This is a genomic window from Agrobacterium sp. InxBP2, from assembly GCF_026191755.1.
GTDB classification, from domain to species: Bacteria; Pseudomonadota; Alphaproteobacteria; order Rhizobiales; family Rhizobiaceae; genus Agrobacterium; species Agrobacterium pusense.
The window spans coordinates 96383-114561 of the sequence record NZ_JAINDY010000019.1 but is presented as its reverse complement, the minus strand read 5'-3'; the positions used below and the strand labels follow the sequence as shown (position 1 = coordinate 114561).

Below are 18179 nucleotides of genomic sequence, written 5' to 3'. Positions count from 1 at the left end.
AATACCTCGCTTTTCAGCAGATAAACGCCTTCGGCCGTTCTAAGCTTTTGCAATGAGCAATGCGGCCATCATAACGGGCCAACGGGGACGACCATGAACGCAATCGAAATCCTTGAGCGTCTCGTCGCCTTTCCGTCAGTGGTGGGAACGGCCAATGGCGACATTGCCGGATGGATTGCCGAATATTTGGAAAGCCATGGCGCAAGAGTATCCGTGATTCCGGGGCCGGAGGGAGACCGCGCCAATCTCTTCGCCACCTTCGGACCAGCCGATCGGGCCGGTTACATTCTGTCCGGGCACATGGATGTGGTACCCGCCGGAGAACCGGAATGGTCTTCCGATCCTTTCCGGCTGAGAACGGAAAACGACAGGCTTTACGGACGCGGGACGACCGACATGAAAGGTTTTCTGGCAACCGTCCTCGCCGCAGCCCCTGCCTATTCGCGCATGACGCTTCAGCGCCCCGTGCATATCGCCTTTTCCTACGACGAGGAGGCAGGTTGCCGCGGTGTTCCCCATCTCATCGCGCGCCTGCCGGAACTGTGCGCGCCACCGGCGGGCGCCATTATCGGCGAGCCCAGCAATTTGCGTTCCGTGCGTGCCCACAAGGGAAAAGCCGCGGCGCGGGTCAGCATCCGTGGCAGGTCAGGCCATTCTTCACGGCCCGATCAGGGAGTGAACGCCATTCATCTGATGGCAGGCATCATCGCGACGGCGGTGGAGGCGGCAGACGCGTTGACCCGGGGTCCTTTAGAGAAGACCTTCGAGCCGCCCTACTCTTCCCTGCAGATCGGTACCGTCAACGGCGGACAGGCGATCAACATCATTCCCGATCATTGCGCCATCGAACTGGAGGCAAGGGCTATTTCAGGTGTCTCGCCAATCGACCTGCTGGAGCCGGTACGACGTAGCGTGGAGGCGCTCACCGCGACAGGTGTCGATATCGAATGGCTGCCGATGAGCGCCTATCCGGCGCTGTCGCTTCTCGCCGAGGCCCCGCTTGCCTCGCTTTTGGAGGAACTGACCGGCACTCCCGGTCTCGCGGCCGTCAGCTATGGCACGGAGGCCGGGCTCTTTCAGGCTGCGGGCATCGACGCCATCATCTGCGGCCCCGGCGATATCGGCCGCGCCCATAAACCGGACGAATTCATAACAGCGGGCGAACTTTCCGCCTGCCAGTCGATGCTGGAAATGCTCGGCCGGCGCTGCACGGCATGAACCCTCGAGACCACGGATCAGATGACATTTCTCTTTAACTCCGACGCCAGACGCGGCGAAATCTTCCGGCAGGCCCTGGCTGACGAATTGCCGGATCTCCCCTTCGCAATGGATGCCTCCAAGGTCGATCCCGATGCAGTCCGTTACCTCATCACCTGGACGGTGCCGGAGGATATAGCGCGTTATCGTAACCTCGAAATCCTCTTTTCGATCGGGGCCGGTGTGGACCAGTTTCACATCGATACGGTCCCGCAGACGGTGAAAGTCGTACGCATGGTGGATGAGGGGATCATCCGCATGATGCAGGAATATATCTGCCTCGGCGTGCTCGCCCTTCACCGCAATCTCCCCGCCTATCTGAAACAGCAGCGGCAGCAGTTGTGGAAGGCGCTGCCGCAACGGCAGGCAGAAGACTGCCGGATTGGCGTCCTTGGCCTCGGCATGCTGGGCGTCGCAGCGCTGGAGCGGTTAAGAACTTTCGGCTTTCCGCTCGCCGGCTGGAGCCGGTCGCCGCGCGAGATCGATGGCGTCACCTGTCACCATGGCGATCACGGGCTGAAAGCCATACTCTCCACCAGCGACATCCTCATCTGCCTGCTGCCGCTGACGGACGAGACCACCGGACTTCTCAACGCCCAGCGCCTGAGCCTTTTACCCGATGGCGCGGGACTTGTTCACGCCGGACGTGGCAGACAGCTCGATCACGGCGCACTCCTCGATGCGCTCGATAAAGGCCGGCTCTCGGGTGCAGTGGTCGACGTTACGGATCCCGAACCGTTGCCCGAAGACCATCCTTTCTGGACCCACCCCAAAATTCTCCTGACGCCGCATATCGCCAGCGTCACTCAGCCCCATTCCGCGGCACGCACCGTTGTCGAAAACATCAAACGCCACGAGTCCGGTCTTCAACCGCTCGGCCTTGTCGACCGCCGCCGCGGATATTGATCATCACGCCTGTTTCAGAAAGGAAAATCCATGCCGCTTCTCAAGCCCATCGATACCAACCCCGATTTCGAGCCCAAGGCCTCCAAGGCGCTGCCAGAACGCCTCATTGCAGGCGACCCGTCGTTCAAGACCTGGGCGCTTGACGAAGCTCGCGACGGAACCGTGAAGACAGGCATTTGGGAAGCGACACCGGGGGAAAGCCGTTCCATCAAAGGTGAGACCTTCGAGTTCTGCCATATTCTGGCCGGCGTCATCGAAATCACCCCTGATGGCGGCGAACCGCAGCGTTATACGGCGGGCGACAGTTTCGTAATGAAACCCGGTTTCGTCGGCGTCTGGAAGACCATCGAGACGGTGCGCAAAATCTACGTCACAGTGAACGGATGAGGCGTATCTCGCCGGTTTTCCAGGTTGCCCGCGACAACGGAACCGGCGAGAGACCACAGGCAGCACGCACCAAAGATTGCGCTGTCTGGCAACGGTAAAACGGGATTTTCGTTCACTGCCACGGCTGCAGTCGGTCGATTTCGCTTGCCGACAGGAATTAGCTTTGAGGGCATATTCAAAGGGGATTTCCCATGACGCTCAGCTTCGATCCAGACAGCCTGTCCCTGCCAATCGGCCACTTCATCGGCAGCAGGCTCGTCACCGCTGAAAACGGTATCGACATGCACCGCCCATCGGACGGGGCCCCATATGCCGGGTGCCCGAAGGCGGATGCAGCCCTGGTGGATGAAGCGGTGCAAACGGCCAAGGCCGCACTGAAAAGCAGCAACTGGGGCGGGGTGCGCCCGCGCGAGCGCACCCGGGTCCTGCAACGCTGGGCTGACCTGATAGAGCAGGAAGCCGAGACGCTGGCAAAGATCGAGGCGCTGTCCTCGACCCGGCCGGTGGGCCAACTGATCGCCGGCGATATCGCCGTGACCGCCGAGCAAATCCGCTTCTTCGCCGAATTCGCCGACAAGGAAGGCGGCGATCTGGTGCCGACCGACGACACGAGCCTCGGCATGATCATGACGGAGCCATATGGCGTGGTGGGTGCGATTACACCGTGGAATTTTCCGGTCTCCATGGCTGGCTGGAAGCTCGGCCCGGCGCTTGCGGCAGGCAATGCCGTGGTGCTGAAACCTTCGGAGATGACGCCCTTCTCCAGTATTTTCATGGCGCAGCTGGCGATCAAGGCCGGGTTACCCGCCGGCCTCATCAACATCGTGCTGGGCGACGGTCCCGTCACGGGCAACGCCATCACCGGCCATCCCGAGATTTCGAAGGTGAGCTTCACCGGCTCCACCGCCGCGGGAGCCGCCATCATGGCCAATATCGCCCGTACAGGGATCAAGCCCATGACGCTGGAACTTGGTGGCAAGAGCCCACAGATTGTCTTCGCCGATGCGGATATCGAAAAGGCGGCGACGGCCATCGCCGGCAATATTCTCTCCAATGCCGGGCAGGCCTGTGTGGCCGGCTCGCGCATCCTCGTGGAGGACAGTGCGGCAGATGCCCTCTCCGCCGCAATCATCGCCCGCATGAAGGCGGTGAAGCCCGGGCCCACCTGGGACGAGACAACACAATATTCGCCTATTATCTCCGAGGTGCAGCGCAAGCGCATCGACGGCATCGTGCAGGCAGCGGTCTCCCATGGCGGCCAATGCCTCACCGGCGGCGCGATCATGGACGGCCCCGGCTATTTCTACCAGCCGACACTGATCGCAAACGTCGACCAGACCTCCCCCGCCGTGACCGAGGAAATCTTCGGGCCGGTGCTGACGCTGCAGACCTTCCGCACGGAAGAAGAGGCTCTTTCGCTTTCCGATCATCCGACCTACGGTCTGGCGGCGGGTCTTTTCAGCCGTGACGTCTCACGCGTCATGCGCCTGTCCCGCGCCATCCAGGCGGGTACGATCTGGGTCAACCGTTACGGCCGCTCGCGCGACCACATTCTGCCTACCGGCGGCTACAAACGTTCCGGCATCGGCAAGGATCTCGGACGGGAAGCCTATCTCGCCAACCGCAAGAGCAAGAGCGTCCTGATTGGACTGTGACAGGGGAAATTTCTTGAAAACGCATCGCATCGCACTCATTCCCGGCGACGGCATCGGCAAGAGCGTCACTCATGCCGCATGGCAGGTCCTCAATGCCGCCGCCAGAACCTCCGGTTTTGCGCTTGAAGGAACGGAGTTCCCCTGGTCCTGCGCCTTCTATCAGGAAACCGGCGCGATGATGCCCAAGGACGGTATTGAGACCCTGCGCGGTTTCGACGCCATACTCCTCGGGGCCGTAGGCTGGCCGGCCGAAGTTCCGGATTCGGTATCTCTGCACGGCCTGCTGCTGCCGATCCGCAAGGCCTTCGTGCAATATGCCAATATCCGACCGCACCGATTGCTTCCCGGTGTCGAAGGTCCGTTGAAGGCGGATCGATTCGATATCCTCTGCATTCGCGAAAATACCGAGGGCGAATATTCCGGCGCCGGTGGCCGGGTCCATCAGGGCACGGACGATGAGGTGGCCGTGGAAACCTCGATCTTCACCCGGACGGGCGTGGAGCGCATCCTGCGTTTCGGCTTCGAACAGGCGCAGAAACGTCGCGGCAAGCTGGCCTCCATCACCAAGTCGAATGCCCAGAAATATTCGATGGTGTTCTGGGATGAGGTAACGCACAGGCTTGCCGCCGAATATCCCGGTGTCGAGGTTTCCAGCTACCACATCGACGCCATGGCGGCGCGCATGGTGATGGCGCCGGAAAGCCTCGATGTCGTCGTCGCCTCCAATCTCTTCGGCGATATTCTGACCGACCTGGGCGCGGCCATTCAGGGCGGTCTCGGATTTGCCGCCTCCGCCAATATCAATCCCGACCGCAGCGCGCCCTCCATGTTCGAGCCGGTGCACGGTTCAGCGCCTGACATCGCCCATCTCGGCATCGCGAACCCAATCGCCGCCATCTGGTCGGGGGCGATGATGCTCGAGCATCTCGGGGAAAAGAATGCCGCGGCTCGGATTATGGCCGCACTGGAAACGACGACCGGCCGGGGTATCGGCACCGTGCCGGGCAGGGATGAGACGGACGCCATAACGGCTGCAGTTCTCGCAGCGCTCGACTGATTTCGGAGACAGATGATGCAAGGTTTGAAGGATAGGGATCTCTTTCGCCAGGCCGGCCTGATCGGCGGCGCATGGAAGGCAGCGGCATCGGGCAAGGCGGTCGACGTGATCGACCCGGCAACGCAGGCAGTCATCGGCAGCGTGCCGGATATGGGCGGAGGGGAAACCCGGGCGGCGGTCGAGTCCGCCGATGCGGCCTTCGGCCCCTGGAGAAAAAAGACCCATGCCGAGCGGGCGGCCCTTCTCGAAAAATGGTTCGCCCTGATGATCGAGCATATGGACGATCTTGCGCTGATCCTGACCACGGAACAGGGCAAGCCGCTTGAGGAGGCGAAGGGAGAAATCCGCTATGGCGCATCCTTCGTCAAATGGTTCGCGGAAGAAGCTCGCCGTATTGGCGGCAGCACCATCCCTTCACCGACACCGGACCGGCGCATCGTGGTGCTGAAAGAACCGGTCGGCGTCTGCGGCATCGTCACCCCGTGGAACTTCCCGAACGCGATGATCACGCGCAAGGTTGCACCCGCGCTTGCCGCCGGCTGCACCGTCGTCATCAAGCCTTCCGAATTCACGCCCTATTCGGCACTGGCGCTCGGTGTTCTCGCCGAACGGGCCGGTATTCCCGCTGGCGTCATCAACATCGTGACGGGCATGCCGACCGATATCGGCAACGAAATCATGGCGAATGAGACGGTGCGGAAAATTTCCTTCACGGGCTCAACCCGCGTTGGCTCACTCCTGATGCGAGGCGCTGCCGACAGTGTAAAGCGGCTCTCGCTGGAACTGGGCGGCAACGCGCCCTTTATCGTTTTCGACGATGCCGATCTCGATCTGGCCGTGGAAGGCGCGCTCGTTTCGAAGTTCCGCAATGGTGGGCAGACCTGCGTCTGCGCCAACCGCATTCTCGTTCAGGCAGGCGTTTATGACGCCTTTGCAAAAAAACTGGCGGATCGCGTTGATGCCATGCGGGTCGGTCCCGGAACGGAGGCCGGTGTGTCCATCGGCCCGATGATCAATGAGCCGGCCATAACGAAGATCCGCGCCCATGTGGAAGATGCCGTGGCCAAAGGTGCGAAGATCATCACCAGACCCCGCCCTCTACCGGAAGGTCCGCAATACACCGCCCCCATTGTGCTGATCGGCGCAACGACCGGCATGCGTCTGGCAAGCGAAGAGACCTTCGGCCCGGTCGCTCCCCTCTTCCGTTTTGAAACGGAAGAAGAGGCGATCGCCATCGCCAACGGTACCCCGTTTGGGCTTGCGGCCTACTTCTACACTGAAAGCCTCAGACGCGCCTGGCGCGTGGGTGAAGCGCTGGAATTCGGAATGGTGGGCCTCAACACCGGCGCGATTTCCACCGAGGTCGCGCCTTTTGGCGGGGTCAAGCAATCCGGCCTTGGCCGCGAAGGCGCGCAGGTCGGCATCGAAGAATATCTGGAAATAAAGACGTTCCATATCGGCGGACTTGCCTGATACTTCTTTCCCATCCCCGACTAAAGGGTCGCCCAGCGACCCTTCTTTTTTGCAGATCGACAAGAAACGAGATGCCTGTGCGGAATGGGAAGCGCGGCCCGAATGAGCGCCTTCTTCAGTGGGCCGCGTCGATCATCGCGATCCAGCCGGCAGCCCGCCGAGCGGCTTCGGCCAGGACGGGTTTCGGAGCCTTATACCACTCATTTTCCGGCAGTTCTCGTTTCAGACGAACGAAGCTTATCGCGTCGTCCAGGGTCGGAAACTCCGCTGGCAGTGTGAGATGGAGGAAGAGCGCGACGACGGCGACAGAGCGGGAACGGCCGCCCCGGCAATTGATGAGCACATTGCCGCGCTCCCGGCGGGGGTAAGATGGTTTTTCCGGCAGAATCTGCTCCAGCGCCGCCCGCAGAATATAATGGGCTGCCACCATCTGAGTATCAGGATTTCCGGCCCCGTCGATCAGACCGATCTTGTAATATCGGATTTCGCCCGGCCCATAGACGCTGCCTTCATGATCTGAAACCACATCGGACTGTTCCACGAAATTGAAGTCCAGATTGACGGCGCAATTGACGACGGTGGTGATGCCGTTCTGACGCAGAAGATTGAGATCGCTCGCACCCTCTTTGCCCGAAATGAAGAGATCGACACCATAAAGCGGATGCCGTTCATAGATGCGGCTGAGCTTCGGCAGTTCGCCGCTCTCCTGCTCTCGGGCTATGGTCTGTTGCGGTTGCGGCATGTCATGTCTCCCCGGCACCGGTACGGCAGCCGTCATATCTTTGCTTTTTCAGTTTCTGCGGCGGTTGGCCCGTGTTGCACCGACGTCTTGGCGCTGCGGCTTGCGGATATGGCTCGTGCCACCCGCTGCAATGTCGGATAGTTGGCCCCCTCACCCGTGGCTATATAACCCGGGCAAAGGAATTCGGCGGCGCCTTCCGCCACCTTTCCAAGAGTGAGAGGTTCATAGGTGCCGCCGGCATTTTTGAGAATGAGGATGGCGGCTGCCACATCCCAGGCGTTGACGCCGAAACCAGCGGCCGCATCCGTCCAGCCCGCCGCGACGTGAGCAATGCTGAGCGCAGCGCTGCCGGGCCGGCGCAATGTAGAAAAGGTCTCAGTAAGAGTACCGAAATTGGCCAGCGCCGCTTCCCGCCCATCCAGCCGGAAATCGCGCGAGACGGGATAGCCGGTGATGAGCGTCGCCCGTGTCTCGTCCGAGACGCTACGCGAGCGCAGCCTTTCGCCGTTCAGATAAGACGCCTGGACATCGGCCGAAAACATCTGCTCCGCGACAGGGTCATAAACCACGCCGGCAACAACCTTCCCGTCGATAACGGCGGCAATGGACACGCACCAGAAGGCAAGGCCGCGGGCGAAATTTGCCGTGCCGTCGATGGGGTCGACATACCATTGCACCTCACCGCTACCGATCTGGCCGCCCTCCTCACCCATGATGGCCGAGTTGGGTTCCCGTTCGAGAATGATGGTGCGAATGGCGACCTCAGCGCGCTTGTCGTGGATAGTCACGATATCGTGGAGATCGACCTTGTAGTCCACTGTCATATCCGATCGGAATGCCGCAAGCAGAGGATCGCGCACGGCACGCGCCGCTGTTTCGGCGATTTTCATCAACCGCACGGAGCGGGAAAATGCGCCCTCATCTCCAGGATTTCGTTCGCTCAATGAGGTCTGCATCGGCATGTCCATTCCGTTCATTCGCAAAAAGGAGGAGGCGGCGCGGCCAGGACCGCGCCAGCCGGGATTACTTCGTGTAGTTGACGCGCCAGAAATCCTGCCATTCCTCGCGCCGATCGAAATCATCGAGACCCGTAGCAGAATTGTATCCCATCAGCCGGTCGGCAACCTTCATCAGCCCCGAAGGCTCATCATCCGGCATCTTGATGTCGGTATTGGTCGGCAGCTTACCGTCCTTCATCTGCGGGGCGATGCCCTCTTCCGTCAGGATATAGTGGATAAAGAGCTTGGCCGTGTTCGGGCTTTTGGTCTTGGAGGCCATCAGGCCGAGCTTGATATAGGTCCAGCCGACCCAGGGATCGAGGTCGGTGCAGAGGCCGAGCTTGTAGCCCTTGTCGGCATTGTCGCGAAATTTGGCTGAACTTAGCAGGCCGAAGAAGGGCTGGTTCTGGCCGGGCGCGCCGACCGCTTCCGCAACCGGGTCGTCGCCGTCGGTGGCGAGCGGGCCATTCGCAGCCAGCGCCTTTATCCACGCAGCTGCCGCACTCTTTTCCTCCGTCTCCCTGCCGAAATGAGCCTTATAGGCCGCCGCTATCTTTTCATTACCGTGGGCTTCAAGCTGGTTGAACCAGTCGGTATAGGTGCTCTTGCTGAGCGGATCGACCATGGCGACCTTGCCTTTCCATTTCGGCTCGGTCAGTTCCCAGATATTCGTCACCGGGCATTTGTCATAGGCTTCGGTATTATACGCCCAGACGTTGGCGTTGGTGGAAATGGCCAGTGGGTTTTGAAACTGCGCCGGAATTTTCGAGGTCATGTCGCCCGGCAGGTAATTTTCCACAAAACCCGCCGGCAGAAGCTGGGCAAGTGCAGAGGGCGCATCGGTAATCAACACCACATCCCCCTGCACATTGTTCGACTGGCTTTCGCGGATGATCATCTCCAGCTGGCTATTGGCGGAGACCTTTACGCCCGTCGCCTTCAGCCCGTATTTGGCGCTGAATTTATCCGCCATCTCAACGATCTTGCCGGTGCTGTCATAGATGTTGATCGGCTTCTCCTGCTTTGCCGCCGCAAGGACAGCGTCGAGATCGAAGGGCTCTTCAGCCGCGGCGGGCAGAGCGGAAGCGCCTATAATCATTGCACCTGCGGCCATGGCCGAGGCAGCCCTCAATTTCATTTTTCGCATCGTTTCCCCTCCCAAGGAAAAGACAGGCGGGTTTGCACCCCGCCTTCCGTTTATTTTTTGTAATTCACACGCCAGAAATCCTGCCAGCCTTCGCGCTTGTCGAGATCGTCGGCCGCCGTTGCGGCGTCGAAAGCCATCAGCTCATCGAGATGATCGGCGACCCTCGAAGGCTCATCCGCCGGCAGGGCGATTTTCATATTGCCGGAAAGCTTGCCGTCAGCGGTCTGAGGCGCGATGCCTTCTTCCGTCATCAGATAATGCAGGAAGAGTTTCGCGGCATTCGGGCTTTTCGTTTGCCCGGCAATCAGGCCGAAACCGGGATAGAGGAATCCGGAAAATGGCTTTACACCGCTGCAAAGACCGAGCTTCAGCCCCTTGGCTTCATTGTCACGATACTTCGCGACCGAGGTGATGACGAAGAAGGGATCGGTCTGTCCCGGAGCACCGGCAGCGTCCGCCACCGAACTGGAATCCGTCAAGAGCGGCGCATTTTCGGCAAAGGCTTTCACCCAGGCAGCCGTTGCGCTTTTTTCGCCCGTTTCCAGCTTCTTGCCGTAGAGGTCCTCGTAGGCTTTGGCGACATCGGCATCGTGGTGGGTTTCGATTTGGTTGAACCAGTCGGCATAAAGCGGTTTGTCGAATAGATCGAGCATGGCAAGCTTGCCCTTCCAACGCGGCTCCGTTAGCTGCCAGATGTTGGTGACCGGGCATGTGTCGTATTTCTCGGTATTGTAGGTCCAGACATGCGGGTCTGAGACGACCACGAGCGGATCCCGCAGCTTCTGCGGAATATCGCCTTCGATATCAGGCGGCGTCCAGCTGGTAGCGATACCTGCCGGCAGAAGCTCGCCCATGGCGGAGGCAACATCCGTGGCCACGCTCACATCGCCGACGACATTGCCAGCCCGATGTTCGCGGATCATCAACTCGACCTGCGTCGCCTCGTTCACCTTCTTGCCGCTGGCCTGCACGCCATACTTGGCCGTAAACGCCTGCGCGGTATCCACGATCTTACCGGTCACCGCATAAACCGTAATCGGCTTTTCCTTCTTCGCGGCAGCGATGAGCTCATCGAGATTGAAGGCTTCCTGCGCATGCGCGGCCCCGCCAAGTGCCAGCGAGACGCCGAGGCAAAGTGCGGAGGCGGTCCCCCGCCGCCTGCGCTCGTTGCCATTATTATTCCTAGCCATGATCGTCACGAGTTGACCCCCCATTATTTTTTGTAGTTCACACGCCAGAAGTCCTGCCAGGTTTCACGCGCATCCCAGTCTTCAAGACTGGTCGCCATGCTGTAGGGCAGGATGTTATCGAGGACGGCGCCAATACCCGATGGCTCGTCGGCGGGCAGACTTACCTCCCTGTTGGTCGACATTTTGCCGTCGATCGCCTGCGGCGCGATGCCTTCGGCAGTCATGATGTAGTGAATGAAAAGCTTCGCCGCATTCGGGCTGTTCGTGCCCTTGGTGATCAGCCCAACGCCCGGATAGAGCCAGCCGACCCAGGGTTTCAGCTCCTTGCAGAGGCCGAGTTTCGTGCCCTTCTCGGCATTGTCGCGGAACTTGGCCGAGCTGATGAGGCCCATGAAGGGTTCTTTCTGACCGGGAGCACCAACGGCTTCGGCAGCAGCCGCATCGGCGTCGGTCAGAAGCGGAGCATTGGCGGCAAGCGCCTTCACCCAGGCTGCCGTCGCGCTCTTTTCCCCGGTTTCGAGGTCCTTGCCGTAAAGCGCCTTATAGGCCGCTTTCACTTCACCGTCGCCGTGGCTGGCCATCTGGTTGAACCAGTCGACATAGGATGCCTTGCCGAGCGGATCCTGCATCGCCACCTTCCCCTTCCACTTCGGGTCGGTCAGTTCCCAGATATTGGAAACGGGGCATTTGTCGAAGAGTTCGCTATTATAAGCCCAGACATTGGCGCTGGTGACGACGGTCAGCGGGTCCTGATACTCCGGCGGAATATTGCCGGCCATATCCGGCGGCAGCCAGCTTTCGACAAAACCGAGCGGAATAAGCTGCGCCATCGCGGCTGGCGCATCGCTGATGATCGAGACGTCGCCCTGAATATTGTTGGCGCGCGCCTCGCGGATGATCATCTCCAGCTGGGCGGAGGCCTTCACCTTCGCGCCCTCAGCGCCGACACCGTATTTCGCGGCGAAGTTCTTCGCCATTTCAACGATCTTTCCCGTGCTGTCATAGACGGTGATCGGTTTTTCCTTTTTCGCCGCCTCGATCAGGGCATTGAGGTCGAAAGGCTCTCCCGCTTTCGCCACGCCGCCAAGCGTTGCGGCAATCGCCGTTGCGCATAAGAGCCGGCTCAGGCCCGCTATTGTCCGCTTCATCCTGCTTCTCCTTCAGCCGTCTCGGCGGCGTTTTCAGTTGTAGGTGCTGTGGCGCAGAACGGCGTCCGCCTCGGTGATCCTCTGCCCCCTGGCATCGAAGGCGTGAAGGGCTTCGGGCGGCACGTGAAAGAACACGCGGTCGCCGCTGTCGATACGCGGCAGGGAGTGGGTGGTCAGGAACAGCGTGTGGTTCTCGCTTCTGAGTTCGAGAATCCAGCTGCCGCCGGTCGGCAGCACGCCGGTCACCGTCATCTCGCCGGCGAAGCTGCCTTGCGGCACATCCTCGGACTTCATCACATAGCCCATGGCTTCCGGCCGCATGCCGATCGAGGCAATGCCGCGCAGTTGCGGATAACGGGTTGCGAAATAGGCTTCCGCCCTGTCCGCTATGTCCGACACCCCGGGCTGGCCGAAAGTCAGTATGTTGATCGGCGGGCTGCCGACGAATTCGGCGACGAAACGATTGGCCGGACGGTCGTAGATATCGTTCGGCGTGCCCATCTGCTGCAGCGTGCCTTCGTTCATGACGGCAATGGTGGTGGCAAGTGTCATGGCTTCCCACTGGTCATGCGTCACGAAGACGATGGTCGTCTTGAATTCCTTGTGCAGCCGCTTCAGCTCGGCGCGCATTTCAAGCCGCAGCCGGGCATCCAGATTGGAGAGCGGCTCATCGAGAAGCAGAACGCCCGGATTGACGGCGAGCATGCGGGCAAGCGCCACACGCTGCTGCTGACCACCGGAAAGCTGCGACGGATAGCGGTCGCGATATTTGGCGATGTCGAGCGCCTGCATGACGCGCTCGACACGGGCTTCACGCTCGGCCTTCGGCAGCTTGCGCAGGCGCAGGCCGAAATCGGTATTGCGCTCGATGGTCAGATGCGGCCATAGCGCGTAGCTCTGGAAAACAAGGCCCATTTCACGTTTTTCCGGCGGCACGAAAATGCCTTCGGTCACGGAATCGATCACCCGGTCGCCGACGCGGATCTCTCCGCCCGAGAGGTTTTCGAGGCCAGCTATCATGCGAAGCGTGGTGGTCTTGCCGCAGCCGGAAGGCCCGAGCAGGCACATGAACTCGCCGTCGCGGATTTCGAGATCGAGATCAGAAACCGCATTCGCGGAATTCACGCCGTAGTTTTTCTGCGCACCGCGCAGGTTGATGGTAGGCATCAGCTTCCAAGTCCTTCTGCAAGATTTGTGCGGGTCAGCTTCTGGGCCAACAGCGTGCCGAAATAGGCAATGGCGGCGATGATCAGCACCACGGCGTTGGCAGCCTGCGTGTAGTGGTAGTCGACCAGCCGCAGCGAATAGGTGGTCAGAACATCCGTGCTCGGCACGGCGAGGATCACGAAGAGGCTGAGACCCTTGATGCCCGAAATGAAGGGCAGGAGAACCCCGGTCACCAGCGATCCTTTCTGGATCGGGATGACGATCGAGATCATGCGGCGGAACCAACCTGCACCGGCGATCTGGGCAGCCTCTTCCGGGTCCTTTCCAAGCTGCGTCATGGCGGAAATGCCGGCTCGCGAAGCGTAGGGCATCTGGTCAGCGATCAGCGCCAGGATGAGGATCGTCACCGTACCATAGAGCGCCGGCATCGGCCCACGCGGAACGGCAAAGAGCGACAGATAGGCGGCGGCAAAGGCAATGCCGGGCACGAGATAGGGCAGGAACGTCACCTGTCGCAGGTAGACGGACAGGGCACGCACCGGCGTGCGGATGACGACATAACCGACGAGCAGGCCAAGAATGCCCGATGTGAGCGAGGCAAGCCCGACGATCATCATCGTGTTTTTTGCTGCAGCCCATAGGTCGGGGCTCAGGAGCACGCCGGTCTGCAAGGCGACGGTATTGAGGTTGCTGCCAATCCAGTAATCGAGGGTGAAGTTGTCGAACGTGAAGCGGGCCGGCATTTTCATGACCGTCGAGAGCGCCAGGGTCAGAAGCGGCAGGCCGACACTGAGAACGAAGATGGCAGCCGCGAAGCCCGTCGCCAGAAGCCGCATCTTGCCGAGACGGCTCTGTCTGTTCATCGAGCCTTTCGAACCAATGGTCACGAAACGGCGGGCTTCGCGAACGAGGCGGGCGTCGATCATGAGCGTGATGATGCCGATGAGCATGATCGAGGCCGCGACGACACCGGCAACACCCGTCTGGCGCGACGCAATGCTGCGGAACAGCGATGTGGAGAGAACCTCGAACTTCACGGGCAGCCCGAGAACATAGGGTACGCCGAACTCGCCAAGGCATTTCGCAAAGATCAGCACCATCGAGGACAATAGCGCCGGGCGCATCAGCGGCAGGATGACCTGCAAGGCGACCTGATAACGATGGGCACCGAGAATGCGGGCGGAATCTTCAAGCTGCGAGTCGAAGCGGCGAAGCGCCGAGCCGAACAGCAGGATGACGAAAGGCGTGTAATGCAGGGCAAGGATTATGGTGATCGGGAAACGCCCGTAAGCCACCCAATCCGGCGGCGTGAGGCCTATCGCCTCGAACCAGCCGGGCTGGCCGCCAACGGTGCGATTTTTAAACAACGTCGTCCAGGCGAGCGCGAAGGTCCAGGCCGGCAGCATATAGGGCACGATCAAGGCGGTGGCGAACCAGCGGCGGCCGAACATGTCCGTTCTGCTGATAAGCCAGGCAAGAACGGTGCCGATGACGAGCGAAAGCGCAATCGCCCCGAATGCGACGGTCAACGTATTGAAGAGCGGACGCCAGAAAAGATCCGATGCAACGGGCGAAAAAAACGCCCTGTCGAGATAATAAAGCGTGAGATCGCCGACATCCTTGCCGAGGCGCCGTTCGTGGCCGAACTGGACGCGGACGGCATCGAGAATGATCGAAATGATCGGAACGACGATCAGATAGGTGAAAAGCAGAGCCGTCAGAACGCCGATCAGCGTCGTCGGCTCCCTGAGTGCGACCTTGAGACGATACCGCCAGGCCTGCCATGCCGAAGGCGCGGTCGTCGGGGGACTTCCCAGCGCCTCCGCCTTCGTCGATTCGCTTAAAAGAGCCATTCTCTCTCCCCATATGGCCACGCTTTGCCCTCACGCGCCGGCAAAAACCTGCCTTCGCGCGACCCGTAGAACAGGCGGCGCGTGCGTAACCTTCAGCAATGCATCAGTGCTTCAGAAGCGGGCGATTCACCCACTCACAACGATGATCCCAGCTCCTCCCGAAAACATCGCCGGCAAAGCGATTATGGAATAAAAATTCCATATCTCGCTCTACCTTGGAATGCATGATCCGTCTTAAACGACATTTTGTCAATGAAAAAATGCACACGTGATCATTAAGTTATTTATTTGTTTTCAAACGTGTTTTTGTCGCAAAACTGTAATTTTTGAACGGCGCCGGGCAGGAATTTTTTTTCCTGTCCCGACGCCTGTGGAACGGATTGGATATTTCCTGAAACGCCAGAGAGCTTTTCTCAAGGGTGACGGGGTGCTGGTGAAATTGGAATAGCCGACATCCCGTAGCCTGTGATATCAGGCATTGGATTTCGGAACCGGGGGAGTCGGATGGCAAGAGGGTTCGTGACGGCCGAAGAGGTGGCGAAAAAGGCCGGGGTTTCACGCTCCGCCGTCTCTCGTACCTTCACACCCGGCGGCAGCGTATCGAAGGCCGTCCGGCGCAAGGTGCTGAAAGCCGCACAGGAACTCGGCTACCGCGTCAACCGTCTGGCGCAGGGTCTCAACAACGACCGCTCCAATCTCATCGGGGTCGTCGGTGCCAATCTCAGCTCCCCATTTATTTCAAAACAGCTCGATCTCCTCAGCATCGGCCTCCTGCGCCGGGGCTTGCAATGCCTGTTGCTGAATGCGGCAGATGCCCGCAAGGACATTGCGCCGCTGATCGAGCTTCTCTTCGAATTCCGCGCGCAGGCCATCGTTGTCCTTTCCGGCGAACCGCCGGCCTCGATCGTCGATGAATGCATCGCCAATGGCGTGCGCCTCATTCTCATAAATCAGCGTCTTGATCGCACCGACACGAATATGGTGTTGAGCGACGATTCCCATGGCGCCGATCTTGCCGCCATGCGGCTTGTGGCGGCGAAATGCAGGAAAGTCGCGGTCGTTTCCAGCGGTAGCCAGACGCCGGCTCAGCTGCGCCGCGCCGGTGCCTTCACCCAGCGCATGACGGTTGAAGGTATCGAGGTCGTGCCGTGGTCCGGTGGTCCGACCAGCTATGACAGCGGCTATCAGGCCGGCTGCGAATTGCTGGCGGACAAGTCCATCGATGGCGCCTTCTGCGTGACCGATCTGCTCGCGCTCGGCTTCATGGACGCCGCGCGTCTTGAAATGGGCCGCCGGGTGCCGGAAGACATTTCGATCGTCGGCTTCGACGACATTCCGCAGGCGGGCTGGAAAAGCTACCAGCTGACGACCGTTGCCCAGTCCTTCGACGCGTTGACGGAGAAGGTCCTGACCGCTCTTGACAGCGATGAGCCGGAAACGCGGCTCCAGGTCGTGCCCGTTTCCATGGTGGAGCGCATTACCGCACGCTAACCCGCCTGCCGGATCCGGCTTTCGATCAGCAGCCCGCTCTCATCGAGGATCGGGTGGGCAACGGCTGCAAGATGGGCGTTGATGCGCTTGAGATCGCGCAACATGTCCAGATGCACCGAACTGGTCTGAATGCTGTCAACCCGGCCGTCGCGCAGGCGCTGGAGATGGCTTTCTGACGATTGTTTTTCCAGCCGCCGCACATCTTCCTTCACTTCCACCAACCGACGGGCAAGATCGGCGTTGCGAGTGGCGAAAACGGACTGTGCCATGCGGATATTATCGAGCGTGACGGCAAAAAGACGCTCAAGTTCACTTTTCCCATCATCGGAAAAGCGGAGGCCGAGATCGATCTTCTTGGCAATCTCCGGACGGATGCCTTTCTCGATGATATCGCCGATATGTTCGAGATTGATGGCATATTCGACAATATCCATCGCACGGCGCTGGTCCTTGCGGGCCAGGCCATTCTGTCCGACCTTCGAGACATAAACCTTGATTTCATGCTGCAGGCGGTCGACCCGGCCCTCCAGGCTGCTGATATCGTTGAGCTTTGCGGCATCACTATCCCGCATGGCCTCACTCGCCTGCCGCAGCATAAGCTCGATCAGGTCGCCGACCAGCAGCACCTCGCGGCTTGCGCCGGCAAGCGCCGCAACCGGTTGATCGAGATCGTGACTGTCGAGATAGCTGTGATTGTTTTCGGTGCTCTCTCTGTCCGGCAGCAGCATCGTCGTTACTCGCAGAAGCACTGGCGAGAGCGGCCACGCGAAGGCGGCAACAGCGAAATTGAAGGCGAGATGCGCATCCACCGTTAGATTCGCATGCGAAAAGGGTGACATGTCCAGCAGGGCCGCGGCATATCCGGCGAGCGGCAGCGCTGCGAGGCAGCCGATGGCCCTGACGACGAGATTTCCCACCGTCACCCGGCGTGCCGCGATCGGGGCTTTCAGCGTCGCCAGTACCGGCGGCACCGCGCCGCCGAGATTGGCGCCGAGCACCAGAACGATCACGAGGCTCGTTTCCATGCCGCCGCTGGCGGCAAGCGACAGGATCAGAACGACGATGGCGAGACTGGAGGAGGCAAGAACAGCAAGGACGGCGGAGAAGATCAGCGCCACAGGCCAGGCATCACCGAGCATGCCGATAAAGAGACCCAGTGCTGGCGACTGCCTGATGGGATCAGTTGCAGCCGAGAGAAGATGAAGGGACAGCAGCATGAGACCGACACCGGCCACCGCCGCCCCGCCTCCCTGCCGCTGCACCGATTTGCCACGCGACAGGATGACACCCGCAAGGATGAGCAACGGCGACAGCCAGCCAAGCCCGAGAGCGACAATCCACGCCGTCATCGCAGTTCCGACATTGGCGCCGAGCAGGACGATCTGCGCCATGGCCGGCGCGATGAGGTCCTTCTCGACGAAAGAGGCGACCATCAGCGCGGTGGCAGTGGAACTCTGCAAGGCGATTGTCGCCACGAGACCAGCGAAGAAGGAACGATACCGGCCGCGCGTGCCGGCGGCCAGACCGATGCGGAGCCTCGCACCAAAGGCGCGTGACATGCCATCCTTTATCTGCGCAAGCCCGAAAAGCAGCAAAGCCACGGCGCCGAACAGGTTGATGCCGACAACGACCGATTCCATTCAATCACCCCGCCTGCCGTCCCGGCGGCCGGACAGCAATCAACCCAGCCATGATAGACCGCCCCTTC

At 60.5% G+C, this 18179-nt stretch carries 15 protein-coding genes; 7 read left to right on the top strand and 8 right to left on the bottom strand.

Annotation, left to right across the window (positions count from 1 at the left end; all coding sequences use genetic code 11):
• Positions 1–93 precede the first annotated feature (93 nt).
• The 6 genes from argE to K7A42_RS02670 all read left to right on the top strand — a co-directional run bounded on the left by argE (position 94) and on the right by K7A42_RS02670 (position 6735).
• Positions 94–1218: an acetylornithine deacetylase gene (argE, locus tag K7A42_RS02695; RefSeq protein ID WP_035208573.1), complete on the top strand. Its 1125-nt coding sequence runs from the start codon at positions 94–96 to the stop codon at positions 1216–1218.
• Between the two features lie 21 nt (positions 1219–1239).
• Positions 1240–2163: a 2-hydroxyacid dehydrogenase gene (locus tag K7A42_RS02690; RefSeq protein WP_112555507.1), complete on the top strand. Its 924-nt coding sequence runs from the start codon at positions 1240–1242 to the stop codon at positions 2161–2163.
• Between the two features lie 30 nt (positions 2164–2193).
• The gene (locus K7A42_RS02685) at positions 2194–2550 is read left to right on the top strand and encodes a cupin domain-containing protein (protein WP_004438300.1); all 357 of its coding nucleotides are present in this window, start codon (positions 2194–2196) and stop codon (positions 2548–2550) included.
• 191 nt (positions 2551–2741) lie between these two features.
• Positions 2742–4205, top strand: coding sequence for an aldehyde dehydrogenase family protein (locus K7A42_RS02680; RefSeq protein WP_035208479.1), 1464 nt, complete (start codon positions 2742–2744; stop codon positions 4203–4205).
• A gap of 13 nt (positions 4206–4218) precedes the next feature.
• A complete protein-coding gene (locus tag K7A42_RS02675) occupies positions 4219–5262 on the top strand; it encodes a tartrate dehydrogenase (protein WP_111813441.1) in 1044 nt (347 codons plus the stop codon).
• Between the two features lie 15 nt (positions 5263–5277).
• On the top strand, positions 5278–6735 hold the full coding sequence (locus tag K7A42_RS02670; RefSeq protein WP_112555505.1) for an NAD-dependent succinate-semialdehyde dehydrogenase: 1458 nt from the start codon (positions 5278–5280) through the stop codon (positions 6733–6735).
• Positions 6736–6850: 115 nt separating this feature from the next.
• Here K7A42_RS02670 and K7A42_RS02665 read toward each other — a convergent pair whose 3' ends face one another.
• The 7 genes from K7A42_RS02665 to K7A42_RS02635 all read right to left on the bottom strand — a co-directional run bounded on the left by K7A42_RS02665 (position 6851) and on the right by K7A42_RS02635 (position 14980).
• The gene (locus tag K7A42_RS02665) at positions 6851–7477 is read right to left on the bottom strand and encodes a dual specificity protein phosphatase family protein (protein WP_006698657.1); all 627 of its coding nucleotides are present in this window, start codon (positions 7475–7477) and stop codon (positions 6851–6853) included.
• A 32-nt stretch (positions 7478–7509) separates the two neighbouring features.
• Positions 7510–8439 carry an inositol monophosphatase family protein gene (locus K7A42_RS02660; protein WP_162719230.1) on the bottom strand — a complete coding sequence of 310 codons (930 nt, stop codon included), beginning with the start codon at positions 8437–8439 and terminating at the stop codon, positions 7510–7512.
• A gap of 61 nt (positions 8440–8500) precedes the next feature.
• Positions 8501–9589, bottom strand: coding sequence for an ABC transporter substrate-binding protein (locus K7A42_RS02655; protein WP_161794453.1), 1089 nt, complete (start codon positions 9587–9589; stop codon positions 8501–8503).
• A gap of 83 nt (positions 9590–9672) precedes the next feature.
• Positions 9673–10812 (bottom strand): ABC transporter substrate-binding protein, encoded by a 1140-nt coding sequence (locus K7A42_RS02650; RefSeq protein WP_113381957.1) that lies wholly within the window; start codon positions 10810–10812, stop codon positions 9673–9675.
• Between the two features lie 23 nt (positions 10813–10835).
• Positions 10836–11960, bottom strand: coding sequence for an ABC transporter substrate-binding protein (locus K7A42_RS02645; RefSeq protein WP_086132794.1), 1125 nt, complete (start codon positions 11958–11960; stop codon positions 10836–10838).
• A 33-nt stretch (positions 11961–11993) separates the two neighbouring features.
• Positions 11994–13127: an ABC transporter ATP-binding protein gene (locus K7A42_RS02640; RefSeq protein ID WP_035208474.1), complete on the bottom strand. Its 1134-nt coding sequence runs from the start codon at positions 13125–13127 to the stop codon at positions 11994–11996.
• A complete protein-coding gene (locus tag K7A42_RS02635) occupies positions 13127–14980 on the bottom strand; it encodes an ABC transporter permease (RefSeq protein ID WP_112555501.1) in 1854 nt (617 codons plus the stop codon). The genes K7A42_RS02640 and K7A42_RS02635 overlap by 1 nt, the downstream gene beginning before the upstream one ends.
• A gap of 504 nt (positions 14981–15484) precedes the next feature.
• Here K7A42_RS02635 and K7A42_RS02630 point away from each other — a divergent pair.
• A complete protein-coding gene (locus K7A42_RS02630) occupies positions 15485–16471 on the top strand; it encodes a LacI family DNA-binding transcriptional regulator (protein ID WP_044459769.1) in 987 nt (328 codons plus the stop codon).
• Here the strand turns inward: K7A42_RS02630 and K7A42_RS02625 are convergent.
• Complete coding sequence (locus tag K7A42_RS02625) at positions 16468–18111, bottom strand: Na/Pi cotransporter family protein (protein WP_112555499.1); 1644 nt, start codon at positions 18109–18111, stop codon at positions 16468–16470. The genes K7A42_RS02630 and K7A42_RS02625 overlap by 4 nt on opposite strands.
• Between the last annotated feature and the right edge of the window lie 68 nt (positions 18112–18179).

Excerpts from the sequence above, each read along its gene's own strand:
- argE (WP_035208573.1), top strand. The coding sequence starts at position 94 with ATGAACGCAATCGAAATCCTTGAGCGTCTCGTCGCCTTTCCGTCAGTG.
- K7A42_RS02690 (WP_112555507.1), top strand. The coding sequence starts at position 1,240 with ATGACATTTCTCTTTAACTCCGACGCCAGACGCGGCGAAATCTTCCGG.
- K7A42_RS02685 (WP_004438300.1), top strand. The coding sequence starts at position 2,194 with ATGCCGCTTCTCAAGCCCATCGATACCAACCCCGATTTCGAGCCCAAG.
- K7A42_RS02680 (WP_035208479.1), top strand. The coding sequence starts at position 2,742 with ATGACGCTCAGCTTCGATCCAGACAGCCTGTCCCTGCCAATCGGCCAC.
- K7A42_RS02670 (WP_112555505.1), top strand. The coding sequence starts at position 5,278 with ATGCAAGGTTTGAAGGATAGGGATCTCTTTCGCCAGGCCGGCCTGATC.
- K7A42_RS02665 (WP_006698657.1), bottom strand. The coding sequence starts at position 7,477 with ATGCCGCAACCGCAACAGACCATAGCCCGAGAGCAGGAGAGCGGCGAA.
- K7A42_RS02660 (WP_162719230.1), bottom strand. The coding sequence starts at position 8,439 with ATGCCGATGCAGACCTCATTGAGCGAACGAAATCCTGGAGATGAGGGC.
- K7A42_RS02655 (WP_161794453.1), bottom strand. The coding sequence starts at position 9,589 with ATGGCCGCAGGTGCAATGATTATAGGCGCTTCCGCTCTGCCCGCCGCG.
- K7A42_RS02650 (WP_113381957.1), bottom strand. The coding sequence starts at position 10,812 with ATGGCTAGGAATAATAATGGCAACGAGCGCAGGCGGCGGGGGACCGCC.
- K7A42_RS02645 (WP_086132794.1), bottom strand. The coding sequence starts at position 11,960 with ATGAAGCGGACAATAGCGGGCCTGAGCCGGCTCTTATGCGCAACGGCG.
- K7A42_RS02640 (WP_035208474.1), bottom strand. The coding sequence starts at position 13,127 with ATGCCTACCATCAACCTGCGCGGTGCGCAGAAAAACTACGGCGTGAAT.
- K7A42_RS02635 (WP_112555501.1), bottom strand. The coding sequence starts at position 14,980 with ATGGCTCTTTTAAGCGAATCGACGAAGGCGGAGGCGCTGGGAAGTCCC.
- K7A42_RS02630 (WP_044459769.1), top strand. The coding sequence starts at position 15,485 with ATGGCAAGAGGGTTCGTGACGGCCGAAGAGGTGGCGAAAAAGGCCGGG.
- K7A42_RS02625 (WP_112555499.1), bottom strand. The coding sequence starts at position 18,111 with ATGGAATCGGTCGTTGTCGGCATCAACCTGTTCGGCGCCGTGGCTTTG.